At 68.8% G+C, this 17495-nt stretch carries 17 protein-coding genes; 3 read left to right on the top strand and 14 right to left on the bottom strand.

Annotated features, from left to right (window positions below; genetic code table 11):
* Positions 1–55: 55 nt before the first annotated feature.
* From L0H79_RS07585 to L0H79_RS07575, 3 genes are read right to left on the bottom strand one after another with little or no spacing between them, the layout of a single operon-like run.
* Entirely contained in the window at positions 56–1222 is a 1167-nt protein-coding gene (locus L0H79_RS07585) for a DUF6361 family protein (protein WP_301483989.1), read from the bottom strand.
* A 23-nt stretch (positions 1223–1245) separates the two neighbouring features.
* Positions 1246–2760: an IS1634 family transposase gene (locus L0H79_RS07580; protein ID WP_301483988.1), complete on the bottom strand. Its 1515-nt coding sequence runs from the start codon at positions 2758–2760 to the stop codon at positions 1246–1248.
* The gene (locus tag L0H79_RS07575; RefSeq protein ID WP_301483987.1) at positions 2687–2980 is read right to left on the bottom strand and encodes a hypothetical protein; all 294 of its coding nucleotides are present in this window, start codon (positions 2978–2980) and stop codon (positions 2687–2689) included. Before L0H79_RS07575 ends, L0H79_RS07580 begins: the two co-directional genes overlap by 74 nt.
* A 98-nt stretch (positions 2981–3078) precedes the next feature.
* On the opposite strand from L0H79_RS07575, the gene L0H79_RS07570 reads away from it, so the two are divergent.
* Positions 3079–3402 (top strand): DUF6788 family protein, encoded by a 324-nt coding sequence (locus tag L0H79_RS07570; RefSeq protein WP_301483986.1) that lies wholly within the window; start codon positions 3079–3081, stop codon positions 3400–3402.
* Between the two features lie 436 nt (positions 3403–3838).
* On the opposite strand, the gene L0H79_RS07565 is transcribed toward L0H79_RS07570, so the two are convergent.
* From L0H79_RS07565 to L0H79_RS07520, 10 genes are all read right to left on the bottom strand, one after another.
* Entirely contained in the window at positions 3839–4702 is an 864-nt protein-coding gene (locus L0H79_RS07565; protein ID WP_301483985.1) for a sugar phosphate isomerase/epimerase, read from the bottom strand.
* On the bottom strand, positions 4699–5718 hold the full coding sequence (locus L0H79_RS07560) for a Gfo/Idh/MocA family protein (protein WP_301483984.1): 1020 nt from the start codon (positions 5716–5718) through the stop codon (positions 4699–4701). The genes L0H79_RS07565 and L0H79_RS07560 overlap by 4 nt, the downstream gene beginning before the upstream one ends.
* Positions 5719–5733: 15 nt before the next feature.
* Positions 5734–6669, bottom strand: coding sequence for a sugar phosphate isomerase/epimerase (locus L0H79_RS07555; RefSeq protein WP_301483983.1), 936 nt, complete (start codon positions 6667–6669; stop codon positions 5734–5736).
* Positions 6666–7670, bottom strand: coding sequence for a Gfo/Idh/MocA family oxidoreductase (locus tag L0H79_RS07550; protein WP_301483982.1), 1005 nt, complete (start codon positions 7668–7670; stop codon positions 6666–6668). Before L0H79_RS07550 ends, L0H79_RS07555 begins: the two co-directional genes overlap by 4 nt.
* A 48-nt stretch (positions 7671–7718) precedes the next feature.
* Positions 7719–8498: an SDR family oxidoreductase gene (locus L0H79_RS07545; protein WP_301483981.1), complete on the bottom strand. Its 780-nt coding sequence runs from the start codon at positions 8496–8498 to the stop codon at positions 7719–7721.
* Positions 8495–9475, bottom strand: coding sequence for an NAD(P)-dependent oxidoreductase (locus L0H79_RS07540; protein WP_301483980.1), 981 nt, complete (start codon positions 9473–9475; stop codon positions 8495–8497). Before L0H79_RS07540 ends, L0H79_RS07545 begins: the two co-directional genes overlap by 4 nt.
* On the bottom strand, positions 9468–10718 hold the full coding sequence (locus tag L0H79_RS07535) for a Gfo/Idh/MocA family protein (RefSeq protein ID WP_301483978.1): 1251 nt from the start codon (positions 10716–10718) through the stop codon (positions 9468–9470). Before L0H79_RS07535 ends, L0H79_RS07540 begins: the two co-directional genes overlap by 8 nt.
* 76 nt (positions 10719–10794) lie before the next feature.
* Entirely contained in the window at positions 10795–11589 is a 795-nt protein-coding gene (locus tag L0H79_RS07530) for an HpcH/HpaI aldolase/citrate lyase family protein (RefSeq protein ID WP_301483977.1), read from the bottom strand.
* Complete coding sequence (gene iolD / locus L0H79_RS07525; protein WP_301483976.1) at positions 11586–13556, bottom strand: 3D-(3,5/4)-trihydroxycyclohexane-1,2-dione acylhydrolase (decyclizing); 1971 nt, start codon at positions 13554–13556, stop codon at positions 11586–11588. The genes L0H79_RS07530 and iolD overlap by 4 nt, the downstream gene beginning before the upstream one ends.
* A gap of 54 nt (positions 13557–13610) precedes the next feature.
* Positions 13611–15041 (bottom strand): aldehyde dehydrogenase family protein, encoded by a 1431-nt coding sequence (locus tag L0H79_RS07520; RefSeq protein ID WP_301483975.1) that lies wholly within the window; start codon positions 15039–15041, stop codon positions 13611–13613.
* Positions 15042–15294: 253 nt separating this feature from the next.
* Here L0H79_RS07520 and L0H79_RS07515 point away from each other — a divergent pair, with 253 nt between their 5' ends.
* Both L0H79_RS07515 and L0H79_RS07510 read left to right on the top strand, forming a co-directional pair.
* Positions 15295–16326 (top strand): LacI family DNA-binding transcriptional regulator, encoded by a 1032-nt coding sequence (locus L0H79_RS07515; protein ID WP_301483974.1) that lies wholly within the window; start codon positions 15295–15297, stop codon positions 16324–16326.
* A gap of 136 nt (positions 16327–16462) precedes the next feature.
* Positions 16463–16669, top strand: a complete 207-nt coding sequence (locus L0H79_RS07510; protein ID WP_301483973.1) for a hypothetical protein — start codon at positions 16463–16465, stop codon at positions 16667–16669.
* A gap of 544 nt (positions 16670–17213) precedes the next feature.
* On the opposite strand, the gene L0H79_RS07505 is transcribed toward L0H79_RS07510, so the two are convergent.
* Positions 17214–17387 (bottom strand): hypothetical protein, encoded by a 174-nt coding sequence (locus L0H79_RS07505; protein ID WP_301483972.1) that lies wholly within the window; start codon positions 17385–17387, stop codon positions 17214–17216.
* Positions 17388–17495: the final 108 nt, after the last annotated feature.

The following is a 17495-nucleotide window of genomic DNA, read 5'->3' as shown; positions in this document are numbered from 1 at the left end:
CGTCGGGGGGCGAAGGACGTCGGTGAGGAGGTGTCTCACATCGGGATTCAGCACCTCACCCCTCCAGTCCATGGGCCAGATCGTTGAGGTGACGTCGGGCGATGCTCCACCGGTAGTCGAGCCAACCGGTCCCGGCGCCAACACTCCACGTGGATCGAGCATCGGGGTAGGAAAGACGAGCTCGCGTACGTTTGAGCATCAGCTCGCGCGAAGTGACCAACTCGCGGGCGTCTTCGCTTGCGTGACGACCGGCCTCCGCCAGCTGCCACCACGTGTCGAGGAACTGACGCGTTGCGGGTCGGATGCGTGGGTTGAGCTGAAGCATCCGGCTCCAGAAGCGCGAGCGATCCCACCCTTCGAAGACCTTCTGCTCTTTCAGGCCTTCTGCCCACGACCTCAGGTAGTCGGCGTACTCATCACGCACCTCGTCATTACCGGTCACCTCCGCCATCATGCGGTTGTAGAGGATCGCCGGTCCGGTGGCAGTCTGGTGCACCCGACGAGCGTCGTCGACCAGCTCTGACATCTCATCGGGGAAGTCGTCACGGCGCTCGTGATCCCAGATCCAGTCAGCATCGGACGACGGGTGGTTGACGGCGAGCCAGTCAAAGAGCGAGCCACGGGTGGCATCGGCGATTCTCACCTTGAGAAACTCGGCCTCTGCGTTGTTTAGAGCGAAGGTCGTCGTGTCGAGCAGATCTGAAGGCGCGGTCGGAAGCGCCGCCATGCCCAGGCGTTCCATGCCCATACCCTCGAGCTCAGGATCCTCGACGCCTCGCGCGTGCTGGATCGCATTGCGGAAATAGCCGTTGATCGAGGTGCGCCACCGTCGGATCCCAACCTGCTCGAGGCTGGCCCAGTACAGTTCGCTCGGCATACGCTTGAGCGTGCTCCTCGCGTCTCGTCCGATCACCCCTCGGCTCTCTCCGCCCGCCACGAGAGCGCTTATCAACCTGATCTCGCGACTCCGCAACTCTGCTTGGGAGCGTTCGACTGGCCATCTGTGACGGGCGACGTCGTTGACGATCCACGGGACGAAGAGGAAGTACTTCACGCGCGTGTGAAGAGTCGACGTACCAGGGAAGAACGCGTTGGAGAAGGTGTCGCGGACGCTGCCTATGCCGAGCTCGTCGACGGTGGATGTGTCCTCGAACATCTTGACCACTTCGAGCATGGCGCTTCGCTGCGAATCGTCGCCATCCAGCCAACCGAAGTAGCCCATGTCAACGGATACAAGCGGAGTTGTTAGGGCAGGTCAAGACTCCGCAGCCGCCCACTGACTCTCCTGGTCTTCCGGGGGCCGAGGAGCTCGAGGACTTGTAGTTGTTGGGCGGTCAGTTCGGGTTCGAAGGTCTGCACGAGGGTGTCGTCGCGGTGCAGGTGGTGGCGGGTGACGGGGGCGAAGATCTCGAGGATGCGTTCGGTGGACGGCGCTGTGCAGTCACGGAATTCGGGGTAGAGCGCGATCTTGTGCAGGTCCGCGCGAGCCATGCCGGCGTGGACCTCGCGTTCGATCAGGGCGGCGACGAGCAGGGCCAGGAACTGGCAGCAGAACAGGGCCTCGATCCGGGCCGGGTTGTGCAGGAGCACCGGGGCGGCGTCCTGGACGGACTTGAGCAGGTGGTGGCGCCGTTCGAGGTTGGGTTGGTAGCGGTAGGCGGCCAGGATCTGGGCGTCGGACAGGTCGCGGTCGTTGGTGATCAGCGGGAAGCAGCCGTCGGACGCGGCGTCGTAGGTGATGCGGGCCAGGTCGATGTCGGCCTGGATGTGGAACCGGGCGGTGGTGATCTGCTTGTAGCGGGTGGCCGGTCCGGGCCGTCCGGCTCGTTCTTGCTTGTACGTCTTGACGAGCTCCTCGGTGATGGTGAACGTGACCCACCGCTGCGCGTTGGCTTCGGCCAGGGCTGCGGTCGCGGCTTCCTCGATCGCGACGCGGGTCTTGAACCGGGCCCGTGGCCCGGCGAGCCGGGCTTGCAGGGCTTCGATGGCGGCGATGCCGGCCTCGGTGCGGGCCGCGCGGGTGGCGGCGTCCCGGGCGGCCTTCGCGGTGGAGTGCACCCAGGTGATCCGGTAGCCCTCCGCGGACGGGGCCGGTGCGGGGGTCGTGGAGTAGACCTGCTCGGGCTCGCCGAGTCGTTTGCCGGGAGCTCGGGCGGCCTCGGTCCAGGCCGGGGTGTGGTCCTGCAGGTGTTTCCGGAACGCGCCGTCCTCGGTCCGGGAGCGCGGCAGGACGGTGACGAATCGTCCGCCGTGGCCCTCGGTGTGGTCCATCGCGGTCCGCGAGCAGAGCTTCGAGTCGGCCACGTAGAGGAAGTCGGCCCGGCCCAGCAGCGCGACCAGACCGTCCCAGGTCGGCACGTGGGTCGGGTCGTCGCTGGTGTTGCCGTCGGCGAGCCGGTAGGCGATCGGCACCGCGCCGTCGGCGGCCACGGTGAGGATCCAGACCAGCTGTTTCAGGTCCGGGCGGTGGTCCTTCGAGTGCCCGTACGTGATCACCGGGGTGGGTTTGCCGCCGCGGGCGGCGCCGACCGCGTCGGGGTATGCGCCGTGCACCGAGATCGAGGTGGAGTCGTTGTGCAGCTGGCTGGTGTCGATGCCGTACTCGGCCACCGCGCGCAGCACCACCGAGGTCAGCAGCGAGGCCCGGTCGGGGTCGAACAGGGCCTCCAACGCGCGCCCGACCCGGTCATCGTTCAGGACCGTGAGCTCGGCCGCGGTGAGCCCGAGCAGGCCCGGGTCGTACCGCGCGGCCCCACTCACCGAGCCCGTAGAGCGGCTCCCGGCCAAGGACCAGGTTGGTCACCACGACCCGGACCGCGTCCGCCGGGGCCAGCCTGATCCGGGCGTCGTCGGCGGGTAGCGCCGCGGCCAGCAACGCCGGCAGTCCGAGCCGGTCCAGCACCTGGCCCACGATCGGCAGCCCGCCCAGGGCCACCGAGACCAGCTCGAACTCGTTCCCGCCCTTGCTGTGGTCCGTCATCGCGACACTTCCCGTGCTCGGTTGGTGCTCGTCACCACGCACGCTATCCTTCGATTGTCAACCGAAGGACACGACACGCCGGGAGGAGGTACTCGCCCGTGGGTAGCAGACCAGCAGGCCCGCCCGGCAAGCGGATCGCCGCCGACCTCGCCGCCCTGGACTACGCCCTACCGGGCACCCTGACCAGCCGCTACATGCGGTGCGGCAAGGCGAACTGCCGCTGCAAGGCCGACCTACCGGTCCTGCACGGGCCCTACCTGCACTGGACCCGGACCGTGGCCGGCAAGACCGTGACCCGCACCCTCACCCCGGAACAGGCCGAGCGCTACCAGCCCTGGTTCGACAACGCCCGCCGCATCCGCGAGGCCCTGACCGACCTCGAGACCCAGTCCCTGAACGCGTTCCACGCCGCCGAAGACTGATCGAGTAATTGCCGAGATATCACCCGGCAGATATGCGGAACGTCAGTAAGGCGACCCCACCTCCCCCGGAAGCAAGCGATCCGCCGCCAAGCCAGGCCAGCGTGGCGTCCAGGGGAGCCGCACCCATTTGAATTGGGCGCGAAGCCCGCGTCCGGCACGGAGTGTCGGTCGTCTGCCCGTGGGTGGGAGCCGCGGCCATGGTCGAGTGCGCATGTTGTACTAGAGGACAGCGAAGCACGGCGTCCGTCCGGGCACCTCGGCCGGCGTGGCAAGGTCCAGTCTCCATGGCTGCCCGCCGACGGCACTTCCCGGCACGGGGAGCGCAGCCTGCTCCGGTCAGTCCTTCGACGGTCAGGCGGCCCGGCCTGTCTCAGCGGGGCCTGTCCTGGCTCGCGGTCATCCACGTCCGGCTCGGCGGCGCTGTCGTCCGGGCCACTCACGTGCCGCTGTCCAGCACGCTCAGGGAGCTCGCAGCGGCCTGGGCCACTGCCTCCGCGACCGGTAGGGAGCGGTGCTCGTCGGACAGGATCTCGACGCCCCATGGCCCGTTCCACCCCGCGGTCCGCAGTGCCGCGATCATGGCGGTCAGCTCGAACGTGCCCTCGCCGCAGTAGCGCCGTCGGTGGACCGTGTCCTCGAAGAGCGTTCCGATCACCTGCTCGGCGGCGTCGTTCAGCTCGACCCCGATGATGCGGCGCAGCGGCACGGTCGCAAGATCGGACGGGGGTGTGTGTGCGCGGAAGATGTGCCAGGCGTCGATGATGACACCGCCGGCATCGTGGTCGGCGTCCTCGACGAGCTGCAGTCCGTCGTGCAGGGACCTGATGTTGGACCAGGGGAAGAACTCGATCCCGAGCCGGGCACCCACAGCCTGCGCCTGAGTCGCCAGCTCAGCGAACCGGGCGGCCCAGAGGCCACGGTCCCAGGGGCCGCTGTCCCCGTCCGGGGTGACCTTGATGTGCCGCGCGCCGAGGGACTCCGCCGCCTCGAGCAAGTTGTGCCGGACGCGATCCGACGCCTGTCGATGGGCTCCGTCGTCCCACCAGTAGGGGATCCCTTCGAGCTCGAGGTGGACCATCCCGTTGTCGGCGAGCATCGCTCGAATCCCACTGAGGCCGTATGCCGCCACGGCCGCGGGAAGGTCGTCGGACAGCAGGCCGAAGCCCCGGAAGCCAGCCGCCGACGCGGCCTCGATCCGTTCGCGCAGGGGGAGCGGACTGCGCAGGTCCGGCCGGTCGGAGGCGGCATCTCCTGCCGTGGTCCAGCAGGTGGCGAGCAGTTCGTCGGCCGCAGCTGTCATCTCTGGTCACTTTCGGAGTCGAGGGGGGTGGGCCGCGGTTGCAGGCCGATTGCCTTGTAGCACTGGTCGATCAGGCGCATCGTCCTGACGGCGTCGGCCGCGTCTGTGCGGGCGGGCACGCCAGTGCGGATCGCCGTGGTGAAGGCCTCGAGCTGGTACGTGTAGGACGAGCGTGTGCCGAGGTGCTCGGTGCGCGTCCCTTTGCTGGTCGTGACGACGAGCCGGTCGTCGTTGTGCGGGTTGACGAAGTCCTTGATGACCGCTTCACCGGCGGTGCCGACCAGGCGATGACTCATCTGGTGGTGGTCGCTCGCCATGTTGCAGCCGGCGGTGCCGGTGACACCGTTCGGGAACCGGAGCGTGGCGGTCAGCCACTCGTCGACACCCGGGTGGCCCGACCGTTCGCCGCCGGTGGCGCTGACCAGCTCGGGCTCGCCGCCCACGAACGGAGCCAGAACCCGCATTGAGTGCAGGCTGTAGCAGCCGAGGTCCATGAGCGCACCGCCGCCGAGCACCAGAGACCATCGCGGGTCGCTGGCAGCGGGCGCCGGCATGTCCATCACGGTCTCGACGTGGCGCAGCTCACCGAGCTCACCGCTCGCGAGGATGGCGTGCAGTCGCGCGACGAGCGGGTGCCAGAGGTAGTGGAACCCCTCGAAGAACTGACGATCGGCTCTTCGCACCTGAGCTGCGACGTCCTCGGCCTCGGCCGCGTTGTTGGCCGATGGCTTCTCGGTGAAGACATGCTTCCCCGCGGCCAGCGCGGCCTTGTTCCAGGGTGCGTGGAGGCTGTTGGCCAACGGGTTGTAGACCGCCTCCACGTCGGGGTCGTTGATGACGTCGAGGTAGGACTGGTGCACTTTCTCGATTCCGTGCGCCGCGGCGAAGGCAGCTGCGCGTGCGAAGTCCCGTGCAGCTACGGCGACCAGTCGGGTGCCGGTGATCCGCGCTGGCTTGACTATGGCCAGTTCGGTGATGCGGGCGGCCCCGAGGATGCCCAATCTCAGTGGTTCCATCTCACTCACCGTCACTCACCCTGGCTTCGGAGCCGACGAGATGGCCAGCAGGCCGCGAACGTGGTCGGCGCTGATGCGCACGTTATGCACCGGTCCCTCGCCGCGAGGCTCCTCGGTGAGGATGGTGTCCTGTTCCAGGGTGTACCAGCCCGTGTAGCCGTTGCCCTGCAACGTGTTCACGATGGCTGCTACGTCGACGTCACCGGTGCCCAACGGGCGGTACATCCCTTGGACGACGCCTTCGGTGTAGGTGAGTCGACCGGCCCGGACCTTGTCCGCGATCGTGCTGTCCACGTCCTTGAGGTGGGTGTGGGCGATGCGGTCGGGCGACTGGCGGGTCAGCTCTGCCGGGTCAGTCCCCCCGATCAGCAGGTGCCCGGTGTCGAGGCAGAGGGCGATGGAGGAGCCTTCCAGGACCCGCTGAACCTCGGGACCGGACTCGACCATGGTCCCCACGTGTGGGTGGAGCACGGCGCGCACACCGTGTTCGGACGCCAGGTGCGCGATGCGGTCGAGGTTGTCGAGCAGTCGGGTCCACCCGGCTTCGTCGAGGATCGGCCTGGTGTCGTAGCCGTCCAGCCCTGACACCGCTGAGAGCACCAGTACCTCAGCGTGGGTGGCGTCGTACGCCGTGAGAATGCGGCCGATCTCGGGGAGCGGGTCGAGTCCGGCTTGGTGCATCAGGACGGGGGTGAAGCCGCCGACGGCGGTCAGATGGTGTCTCTCGAGCACCTCGGCCATCTGCTGCGGATCCGCCGGGAGGAACCCGTCGGGGCCGAGCTCGGTCGCGGAGATCCCGACGTCCTGCATCTCGGCGAGCACCCGCTCTGGGGTGAGCTGGAAGCCCCAGTTCGGGACCTCGCAGACTCCCCAGGAGATGGGTGCCCCGGCGATCCGGTGCCGGGCGGCGGTCGTCGTGGGAGAGGCTGGGTGCACTGTGGGACCAGTCATGACGGTCGAACCTCGTCGATCTGCACCGGACGGTGCGCTTGCAGGGACAGGGTGGCGGCCTCCGCGATGAAGGCGACGGCCAGGGCATCGTCGACGGTGCACGGTGACTTCCGTTGTCGGGCGACGACTTGGGTGAAGGCGTGCAGCTCCGCGTGGAAGGCACTGGCGAGCCGGTCCATGAAGAAGGTGGCCGGCGAGCCAGCCGGCCACGCGACGCCGGGCTCGAGGTTGCGCAGGGGAGTGGTGTCGCTCCACCCGGCGGCGACGCTGTCGGCCGTGCCGTGCAGCTCCAGTCGGACGTCGTAGCCGCGGAGGTTGTAGCAGGAGTTCGACACCACCGCGGTGGCGCCGTCGTCGAAGGTGAGCACCGTGGCGGCGGTGGCGACATCGCCGAACTCGGCGAAGAAGTCGTCACCCTTGGCACTGCCCGTGGCGTAGACCTCGACGACCTCGCGGCCGGTGACCCACCTGACGGTGTCGAAGTCGTGCACGCTGCAGTCCCTGAAGATCCCGCCCGAGGTCTCGATATATGCCCGAGGGGCGGGGGCCGGGTCCAAGGTCGTGGAGCGGACCGTGTGGACCCAGCCGAGCTCACCGGACTCCACCGCCGCACGGGCCGAGGCGAAAGCCGGGTCGAAGCGGCGGGGATAGCCGACCTGCACCGGGATCCCACTCTCGTTGACATACCGGGCGATCGCCATGGCCTCGGCCAGGTCGCCGGACAGCGGCTTCTCGCAGAACACGGGGATTCCTGCCTCGACCCCGGCCCTGATCAGCTGCGTGTGGGCGTTGGTGGCCGCGGCGATGACGATGGCGTCGACCCCGCTGGCGATGAGGCTCTCGGGAGAGTCGGCCGTGTGAGCGCCGACCCGATCCGCGACGGCCCGGGTGACTGCCGGGACAGCATCCGTGACGACCAGGGATTCGACGGCAGGGAGCTGGGACAGGGTGTCGGCATGAAATGAGCCGATTCTGCCCAGACCGATCAGGCCAAGGCGCATGGTTCTCTCCTCGATACGAGTCGGGTGGGATGAAGATGAAGCGGTGGGTCAGCCGAGCCCACCGATGACGTTCTGGTCCCAGTCGATGACCGAGCCGGTGACCACGCCACTGCGATCGGAGAGCAGGAAGACGACGAAGTCCGCGATCTCGTCGACCTGCCCGAGCTTGCCCATCGGCAGTCGCGCAGCGGCTTCCTGGTGCCAGTCCGGGCCGGCATCGTGCGTATGCCGTTGGGTGACGTCCTCGCCGTCGGTGGCCGACCACCCCATGTTGAGGCCGTTGATCCGGATGCGGTCCCAACGGTGGGCGTGGGCGGCGTTCTTCGTCAGCCCGGCCAGCCCTGCCTTGGCTGCGACGTACGGCGCGAGGAAGGCCTGCCCGCCGTGGGAGTCGATGGAGATGACGTTGACGATGGTGCCCGGTTCGCCCCGCAGGACCATGTCGGCGATCGCCGCCTGCATGAGGAAGAAGGGGGCTCGCAGGTTGACGGCAACGTGCTGGTCGAACAGCGCCGTCGTGGTGTCGAGCATGGTGCCACGGGTGGTCAGTCCGGCCGCGTTGACCAGGCAGTCGATGCGGCCGTGCCGCTCGATGGTCGCGGCGACGGCGGCCCGCGCCTGGGGCACGTCGGCGATGTCGGCCCGGACGAAGACGGCGTCGGCGCCGGTGCCCCGCAGCTCGGCAGCAACCCCCTCGCCGCGCTCGGTGTTGCGGCCCGCCACGACGAGCCTGGCGCCTTCGCGGGCGGCGGCCCGGGCAATGCCCGCGCCGAGACCCTGCGTGCCGCCGCTGATCAACAGCACCTTCTCCGAGAGTAGGTCCTTCATGTCGCCTCCAGGGCGGTGGTAGTCGGGCCGGTGGCCTGCTCCCAGCCGGGGTTGGCCACCGCTGCAGGGACCTGACCCGTGAGCACATCGAGGACCCCCTGGGCGGCGTCGACGAAGGTGGCTGCGGTGGCCCGCCGGCTCAAACCCATCAGGTGGGGGGTGAGCACGACGTCGGCGTGGTCGAAGAGCGGGTGGTGCTTCGGAGGCTCTGGATCGAAGACGTCGAGCCCCACCCCGCTGAGTCGACCATCCTGCAACGCCGCATACACCGCGTCGAGGTCGATGAGCCCGCCCCGGCCACAGTTGACCAGGACCGCGCCCGGTCTGACGTGACACAGCAGCTCGGACCCGACCAGGTGACGGGTGGACTCGAGCAGGGGGAGGTGCAGGGTGATCACATCGCTGCGGCTCACCAGGTCTCGCAGGTCCGCGCAGCGGACCTCGACCGGTGGCTCGCTGACGGGGTCGTAGGCCAGGACCTCCATGCCGAACGCGGCGCCGAGGAGCCCAGCACGCTGCCCGATGCGGCCGTAGCCGATGACACCGAGCACCGAGCCGGCGAGATCACCGACGGGGATGCTGCCACGCGCCGCCCAGCGGCCGGATCTCACCAGCGAGGTGAGCGGGCCGAAGCGCTTCACCAGATGCAGGGCCATGGCGATGGCGCCCTCGGCGACGGCGGTGGTGCCCGCGCCGGGGGTGACGACCACGGCGATGCCCCTGGACGTCGCGGCGGCAAGGTCAACCCGCTCGACACCCACGCCGGTCCGCGCCACGACTCTCAGCCGTGGTGCGCGGTCGAGGAACTCACGGTTCACCACGGCATCGGCGCGGGCGATCGCTCCCAGCGCGAGCGCCAGGTCTGCCTCGGTCGGCTCCGGGACGAAGCGGCAGGAGCCGCCCAGGACCGGACTCACCAGGTCGGGGTCGACCGGACCGAGGCCCACGACGACGGGCAGCTCGGCGAGCTCAGACACGGCTGACTGCCGCCTGCCCGTGGTGGCCGAAGGTGGCTCCCGGCACGGGCCGGACCCGGTGCCACTGCCCGTCGACCGCTGAGGCTGCCGCGGCAGCGATGACCTCGGCGTCAGCGAGCGCCTCCTGGATGGTGGAGTTGTGCTGCTCGCCGCCGGTGACGGCGACCAGGAACTTCTTGGCCTCGACCACCTTCAGGTCGTCGTAGCCCAGGCTGTTGCCCGGCCCTGGCTGGAATGCCGCGTACTCGCCCTGGGACGCGTTGCCCAGGATGGTGGTGTAGCCTTGGTTGGGCCCGGTGCGGCCCAGCGCCAGCTTGAGCTCGTTCATCTGCTCGAAGTTCCAGGACGCGGAGCCCTCGGTGCCGTAGACCTCGAACGCGAGTCCACACTGTGGCCCGACGATCACGCGGGACGCCTCCAGGGTGCCGACTGCGCCGGCGCCGGGTGAGTCGGCGGAGAACCTGACGAGAGCGGCTGCGTAGTCGTCGTTCTCCACCTCACCGAGCTCGCCGTCCTCTATCACGGCGAAGTGGGTGGCCTGTCCCATGGGCAGGATGGGGCGCTGCCGGTGCACCGTGGAGAGCAGTCCGCTGACGTCGGTGATCGGGCCGATGACGTACTGCATCAGGTCGACGACGTGGCTGAGCAGGTCCCCGAGCGCGCCGCTTCCGGCGAGGTCCCGCTTGAACCGCCACGACAGGGCACCGTTCGGCTCGGAGGCATAGCCGTTGAAGAAGACCGCACGGACGTTGGTGATGCGGCCCAGCTCGCCCTTCGCGATCAGCTCGCGGATGCGTTCCACCGCGGGGGCGTGGCGGTAGTTGTAGCCGATGGAGGTCGTGACGCCCGCCACCTGCGCGGCTGCGGCGACCGCGGCCGTGTCGACCGCGTCGCGACCGACGGGCTTCTCGATCCAGAACGGCTTGCCGGCCTCGGCTGCGGCGATGCCGATCTCCCGGTGCAGCAGGTTCGGCGCGCAGATCGAGACGACGTCGACCTCAGGGTCGGCGAGCACGTCCCGGTAGTCGGTGCTGCCTCTGGCGTAGCCCAGGACCTCACGGGCGTAGTCGACCCGGTCGGGAGCAGTGTCGGCAGCGTGCACCAGCCGGGGCCGCAAGTCGAGCTCGGGGTAGACGAGGGGGATGGCCTGGTAGGCGCGGCTGTGCAGCTTGCCCATCCAGCCGACGCTGATCAAGCCCACACCGAGCTCGGTGACGCCTTTGTCGTTGATGTGTCCAACCATGACGATGTCGCTTTCTGGATAGAGGTCGAGAGGGGTGGTGGGAACCGCGGAGAGATCCGGGACCTGACACGTCGTCTCAGGCGTGCTCGCGCTCCCGGGCCTGGTGCAGGGCCGATCGGGACGCAGCGGCGAGAAGCGTGGAGTCCGAACCGATCGCCACAAAGGTCCAGCCCTGTCCGAGGCGTTGGGCTGCGGCGAGCCCGTCATTGACGAGGAGGCCGCAGGCCTTCCCGTGTCGTTGGCCGGCCGCCAGGACCGTCTCGAGGGCCTCGACGAAGGCCGGTGCGCTGGTGTCGCCGGGGACGCCGAGGTCGTGGCTGAGGTCGCGAGGCCCGATGAAGAGGACGTCGACGCCGTCGATGGCGGCGATCTCATCCGCGGCCGCCACCGCTGCAGCGGACTCGATCTGGACGACGACGAGGATCTCGTCGTCTGCCCGGTCCAGGGCGCCGGGATCGAGCCCGAACCGGCAGGCACGGTTGTACGTCGCCACCCCACGGTCCCCCTGCGGCGGGAACCTCAGGTGGATCAGGGCCTCCCTGACCTGACCTGCGTTCTCCATCCGAGGCAGCATGATCCCAGCGGCACCGTTGTCGAGCACGCGGCCCATCCGGATTCGGGCGTCGGACTCGACCCGGACCACGGTGGGCACGCCGTAGGCGCCGGCCACCGGGACGACGTCGCGGACCTGCTCCTCACCGCCGGCGCCGTGCTCGAGGTCGAGCAGCAGCCAGTCGAAACCAGCCGCGGCGCAGACCTCGGCCACGACCGCGGAGGCGGTGCCCACGAAGGTGCCCAGGGTGGATTCCCCGCTGCGTACTGCCTGGGCTAGCGCGCCGTTGTTGAGCGGGCCGGAGTCGACGAGGGTCACCCGAACCACCGCTGGGTTTGGCGGTCCTGCTCGTACTCGGCGCGCAGCGCGGGCACCGTGGTGACCTCGGAGACCTCTGCCGGGGCCACGTCCCACCAGACCCCGGCCGGCGGCAGGTCCGCGTGTGGGATCACCGGCACGACGATGACGACGGTGCCCGGATGTCCACGGCTGTCGTCCAGCGCCCCACGCAGCTCGTCGGCGGTTCCGGCGCGCATCGCCCTGGCGCCGAGGCCGGCCCCGATCTGCACCAGGTCGACGGACAGGTAGTCACCGCTCAGACGCGCAGCCTTGTCCACCTCCGTGGCGTCGGCGAGCTCGAGCGGCTCGGTGCGGTAGCGGAACTCGTTGCCGAACTCGCGTCCGTTGCGGAACATCTGCAACCGGTGGATCACCTGGTAGCCGTGGTTCTCCGGGATCACCACGGTGATGGGAAGGCCCTCCTGGGCTGCGGTGACCAGCTCGGTCGGTGCCATGAGGAAGGTCCCGTCGCCGAGGAAGGCGGTGACGCGGGCCGACGGATCGGGGTGCGCCATCCGGATCCCCATCGCCGCCGGGATCTCGAATCCCATGCAGGAGAAGCCGAACTCGAGGTGGCAGGTGCGCTCTCCCGTGGCGTCCCACACCTTCTGAAGGTCACCGGGCGGACCGCCGGCCGCGGCGACGATGACGTCGCCCGCGCGGGCGTGCTCCTGCAGGACGCCGATGACCTGACCCTGCGTCAGGACCGCGTCGGTCGTGGTGACGACATCGGAGTCGGGTGCGACCGCGGACTTGTCGAAGAGCTGGTCCGGGTCAAGCGCATCCGAGCGCTCGATCGCCCAGGCGTCGAGGAGCTCCTCCACCCGGTTCCTCCACGACGACTCGGGGTGCACGTCGCGCTCGGTGATCGCCCGGGTGAGGGCAGCGAGGCTGCGCTTGGCGTCGCCGATGACACCGATGGCGCCCAGCCGGTCTGCGTCGTGGACGTTGACGTTGATGCTGGCGAACCGCACGGCGGGGTTGGCGAAGATCGAGTGCGAGCCGGTGGCGAAGTCGGTGAGCCGCGACCCGACCGTCAGCACCACGTCGGCCTCGTTGGCCAGCCTGTTGGTGGCCGGGGTGCCTTCGAGTCCGATGCCGCCGACCTGCCACCACGCAGCGGTCTGCACGGCCCCCTTGCCGCCGAAGGTCTCGGCGACGGGTGCCCCGACTGCGGCTGCGAGCGCTTCGAGCTCTTCGGTGGCGTCCGAGTAGATCACGCCGCCCCCAGCGATGATGATCGGCTTCTTCGCCGAAGCGAGCAGCGCTGCGACGGCTTCGATCTCGTCGGTGTCGGGGGCGGGACGACGGATCACCCAGTCGCGTTCGCCGAAGAACTCGGCGGGGAAGTCGTAGGCGTGCGACTGCACGTCCTGGGGCAGGGACAGCACGACTGCGCCGGTCTCGACGGGGTCGACGAGGGTCCGCATCGCCGCTGGCAGCGCCGTCAGCAGCTGCTCGGGTCGGGTGATCCGGTCGAAGAACCGGCTGACCGGCCGGAAGGCGTCGTTGACGGTCAGGTCGGCGTCGACGGGGTGCTGGAGCTGCTGCAGGACCGGTCCCTGGTGGCGGGTGGCGTAGGTGTCACCCGGCAGGAGCAGTACGGGCAAGCGGTTGATGGTGGCCAGCGCGGCGCCGGTGACCATGTTCATCGCGCCTGGACCGATCGACGCGGTCACGGCCAGCGTCGCCCGTCGGCGGGAGTGCTTGGCGAACCCGACGGCTGCGTGGACGAGGGCCTGCTCGTTCCGGCCCTGGATGAAGGGCATCGTCTCGCTCAGCTGGTCCAGGGCCTGGCCCAGACCGGCAACGTTGCCGTGGCCGAAGATGCCCAGGGTGGCTGGAATGAGCCGGCGCCGCTCACCATCGGCGACGGAGTACTGCCGGGAGAGGTAGGTCACCACGGCTTGCGCAGCGGTCAGTCGGATCGTGGCGGCAGAAGGCATGTCCGGGTTCTTTCTCATCGGTGGGACGAAGGGGGACGGGGGAGGGGTGCTGCGCTACCAGGGACGCCCGTGCAGGATGACCGTCTTCACATCGGTCATCTCGGCGACCGCCGAACGCGGTCCCTCCTTGCCGATGCCGCTGCCCTTGAGCCCGCCGTACGGCATGAGGTCGGCGCGCCACAGCGGGGTCCAGTTGATGTGGATGGTGCCGGTGTCGAGCTCACGGATGGCCCGCACCGCTCCGGAGACGTCGGAGGTGAAGATCCCGGCGCCCAGTCCGTATGCCGTGCCGTTGGCCTGGGCGATCGCCGACTGCCAGTCCTCGGCGATCGACACGGCGACGGCGGGTCCGAAGAGCTCGTCCTGACTGAAGGGTGAGTCGGGATCGACTCCCGTGACCACGGCGGGCGACATCACCGCGCCGTCCCGTTCCCCACCGGTCAGGAGCGTGGCACCGTCGCGGACCGCCGCGCGGATCGACCGCTCGACCCGCTCCGCCTCCTGCTCGGTGATCAAGGTGCCCATGCCCGTCTCGGTCGAGCCCGGGTCACCGGTGCTGATCTGCCGCACCCGTGGGACCAGGGCATCGAGGAAGTCACCTGCGATCTTCGGGTGAGTGATGACGCGCTGCACGGAGATGCACACCTGCCCGGCGTTGACGAAGCCGCCGAGGGCGACAGCCGCCGTCGCAGCATCGATGTCCGCATCGGGCAGCACGACGACGGGGCAGGAGGCTCCCAGCTCGAGGGAGAGCTTCTTCACGCCGGCCATCTGCGTGATGCGGGTGCCGATCGGGGTCGACCCGGTGAACGAGATCTTGTTGACCCGAGGGTCACTGACGAGAGCATCGCCGAGCTCACCGCCGGCACCGGTGAGCACCGACAGCACGCCTTCGGGGAGGCCCGCGTCCACGAAGCACGCGGCGAGCGCAAGCGCGGTCAACGGCGTGGTCCGAGCCGGCTTGAGCACGACGGCGTTTCCGGCCGCCAGCGCCGGCGCGACCTTGTGCAGCACGAGAAGAGACGGATAGTTGAAGGGCGTGATGGCCACGACCACTCCGACCGGCTGGCGGACGGTGAAGCCGACCTTGTCGAAACCCGTGCCCGGGTTCGCGTCGAGCGGCAAGGAGTCGCCGTAGAGCTGGGTTCCCTCGAACGCCGCGAGACGGATCAGCTCGCCGGACCGGGATGCCTCACCGCGAGCCTCGGTAATGGCCTTGCCGGCCTCGGCGCTGATGGTCTGTGCGATGGACTCGGCCCGCTCGTCGGCGAGCGCGGCCGCCTGCAGGAGGATCCGCATCCGCTGATGGGCGGGGGTGCGTCGCCACACCCTGGCGCCCTCCGTCGCTGCAGCGAGTGCACCGTCGACATCCTCTCGGCCCGCGAGGGAGACCGACCCGACGACCGACCCGTCGAACGGCGACGTCACGTCCTCCCGACGACCCGACACGGCTTGGGCCCACTGGCCACCGATCAACAGCTTCACGCTGGACTCCATCCATCGACATTGAGGGCAGACCGCTGGACGCTCACTCGTACAACCGCCCCGGTCAGGTGCCATCAGCGTGACGGCCACGACTCTCGTCGGTCAACGAATCAGACCCATCAAAATGCCATCAGGCGCAACGGTCCGATCGGCGCGATAGAGCGTCACGTTAGGCAACTTCGCGTATTCCTCGAACCCAAGCGGAAGCCTCCAGGTCTAGCCATGTCCGTCAGAAATCCATCAGAATGACGGCATGCCCCATCCCTACCCGATCCGAGAGATCGCTCGCCAGTCCGGGCTCAGCGAGGCGACCGTCGACCGCGTGCTCAACGAGCGGCCCGGAGTGCGGCCCAGCACGGCGGCGAACGTCGCTCAGGCGATCGCCGATCTGGACCGCCAGCGCAGCCAGCTTCGGCTGGGCGGCCGCACCTTCATCGTCGACCTCGTCATGCAGACTCCCGACCGGTTCTCCGCCGCCGTCAAGGCAGCGCTGGAGCACGAGCTGCCGATGCTCCGTCCGGCGGTCGTCCGGTCGAGGTTCGACCTGCGCGAGACGGCGCGTCCCGGCGAGCTCGTGAAGGCGCTCGACGGCATACGTCATCGAGGCTCGATGGGGGTCATCCTCAAGGCCCCGGACGAGCCCGAGATCGTCGAGGCAATCAGTCGGCTGCACGACTCCGGCATTCCGGTGGTCACCCTCGTCACCGATATCCCCCTGAGCCAACGGGTCGCCTATGTGGGTATAGACAACCGGGCAGCCGGTGCCACCGCTGCCTACCTCATCGAGCATTGGCTCACCGCGAATGATGACGCGATCCTGATGGCCCTGAGCCGCAGCGCCTTTCGCGGTGAGGAGGAGCGAGAGATGGGCTTCCGCACCACGATGCGGGAACGAGCAGCCGGACGGAGCCTGGTCGAGGCCACCGACACGGACGGGCTCGACAGCGCGGTGCGCGACGAGACTGTTGTCATCCTCCACGAACACCCCGACATCACCGCCGTCTACTCCATCGGTGGGGGCAACGGGGCCATCCTGGAGGCCTTTGCGATCGTGGACCGGGAGTGCAGGGCCTTCGTCGCACACGACCTCGACCGCGACAACCTGGCGCTGATCCAGGCGCGAAGGATCACCGCGGTCCTGCACCACGACCTGCGCCAGGACATGCGTCGTGCCTGTCAGGTGATCATGCAGGCGAATGGAGCCCTTGACGGGCCCATAGAGTCGATCGCCTCGCAGATTAGTGTCGTGACGCCCTACAACATCCCGACCCAGCCTCTGTACTGAGACTGGACCGGCTGACGCGCAGTCTCGGAGTGCCGTGAGTGTCCTGGAATGTCCCGAAGTCCGGCCAGTGGGGAGATCCGAGGGGGGCGTTGTAGCGGGTGACGATCCCGCACTGCTCGCAGCCCGAGCCGGCGATATGCCGCCGCTCGAGGTCGCCAACGTCATCGCCGCCACCGCCGAGGGCTACGCCTTCCTGACCCGCCTCGACGGAGACCAGCCCATCGACGGCTTGTCACCCCCGACCCGGTCCGAGCTCGTCGCCGATGCCGTCGAGCCCGGTATGCCTGTGGAGCAGCAGAGCCCCCGCCTCACGGTGCACTTGACTGGGCGCGACAGCCACTGAACCACTGAACCTGCCCACTCGTCCCCCTATGAGGCCCTGCGCTCGCGTGGACCCGGGGCCAGCTGTTGCCTCATGGAGGCCCCTCACGGCTCTCGACGGGTACCGGTCGTCCCAACACTCCGAGCGGCACGTCGGATTGTCTTCGATGTAGAAACGTCGTGCAGCGAGCCGTGCAACGAACTTGGCCGAGATGGGGTCGTGGCCCAATCACTGCCCTGCCGCCCGATCAGGGTTGCGACGGCATTTGCGCTGGTCAGCGGCCTGCACGGCCAATGCCGGAGGGTGGCAAACGGGGCAACACTCCGATTTCGTAGCGGACGCCACCGCCGCGTTCCGCGCGCTAGGACCGCGTGCAACCAACATCTGCGTAATCGCAGGTCAAACCCCATTACTGGGAAGTAGATCTGGTGGCCAGGGGCGGGGTCGAACCGCCGACCTTCCGATTTTCAGCCGCTCACATCGTCGCTGGTCAGCGTCGGTTTGCGCCCGCTCGTGCAACGTGTCGTGCAACGGCTTGGCTGGGGGTTGTGGCGCAGACGGTTCGTCAAGGGTGCGTGCGGCTCGAAGGACCCTTGGCTGCATCGGTGAGCAGTTCACGCACCAAGTCGAGGTCGTCGAGAACGATGTCATGGCCGCCGGCGCGTTGAACCCATGTGAAGGCTTGGTCCGATTTGCGATCGAACCAGAGGTCGACGTGTTCTGCGATGTCGTGACGCACCTGTGAGTCGACACCGCGGATCTGGTCCAACGCCACTGGGCGGGTGGCGGAGTCGAGACTCAGACCTCCTCAACTAGTGGCGGGGGTTCTGTTTAAGTCTGGGGCCTC

The sequence above is a fragment of the Intrasporangium sp. genome (genome assembly GCF_030452765.1).
Lineage (GTDB): Bacteria > Actinomycetota > Actinomycetes > Actinomycetales > Dermatophilaceae > Intrasporangium_A.
This window is presented reverse-complemented; position numbering and strand designations above follow the sequence as displayed.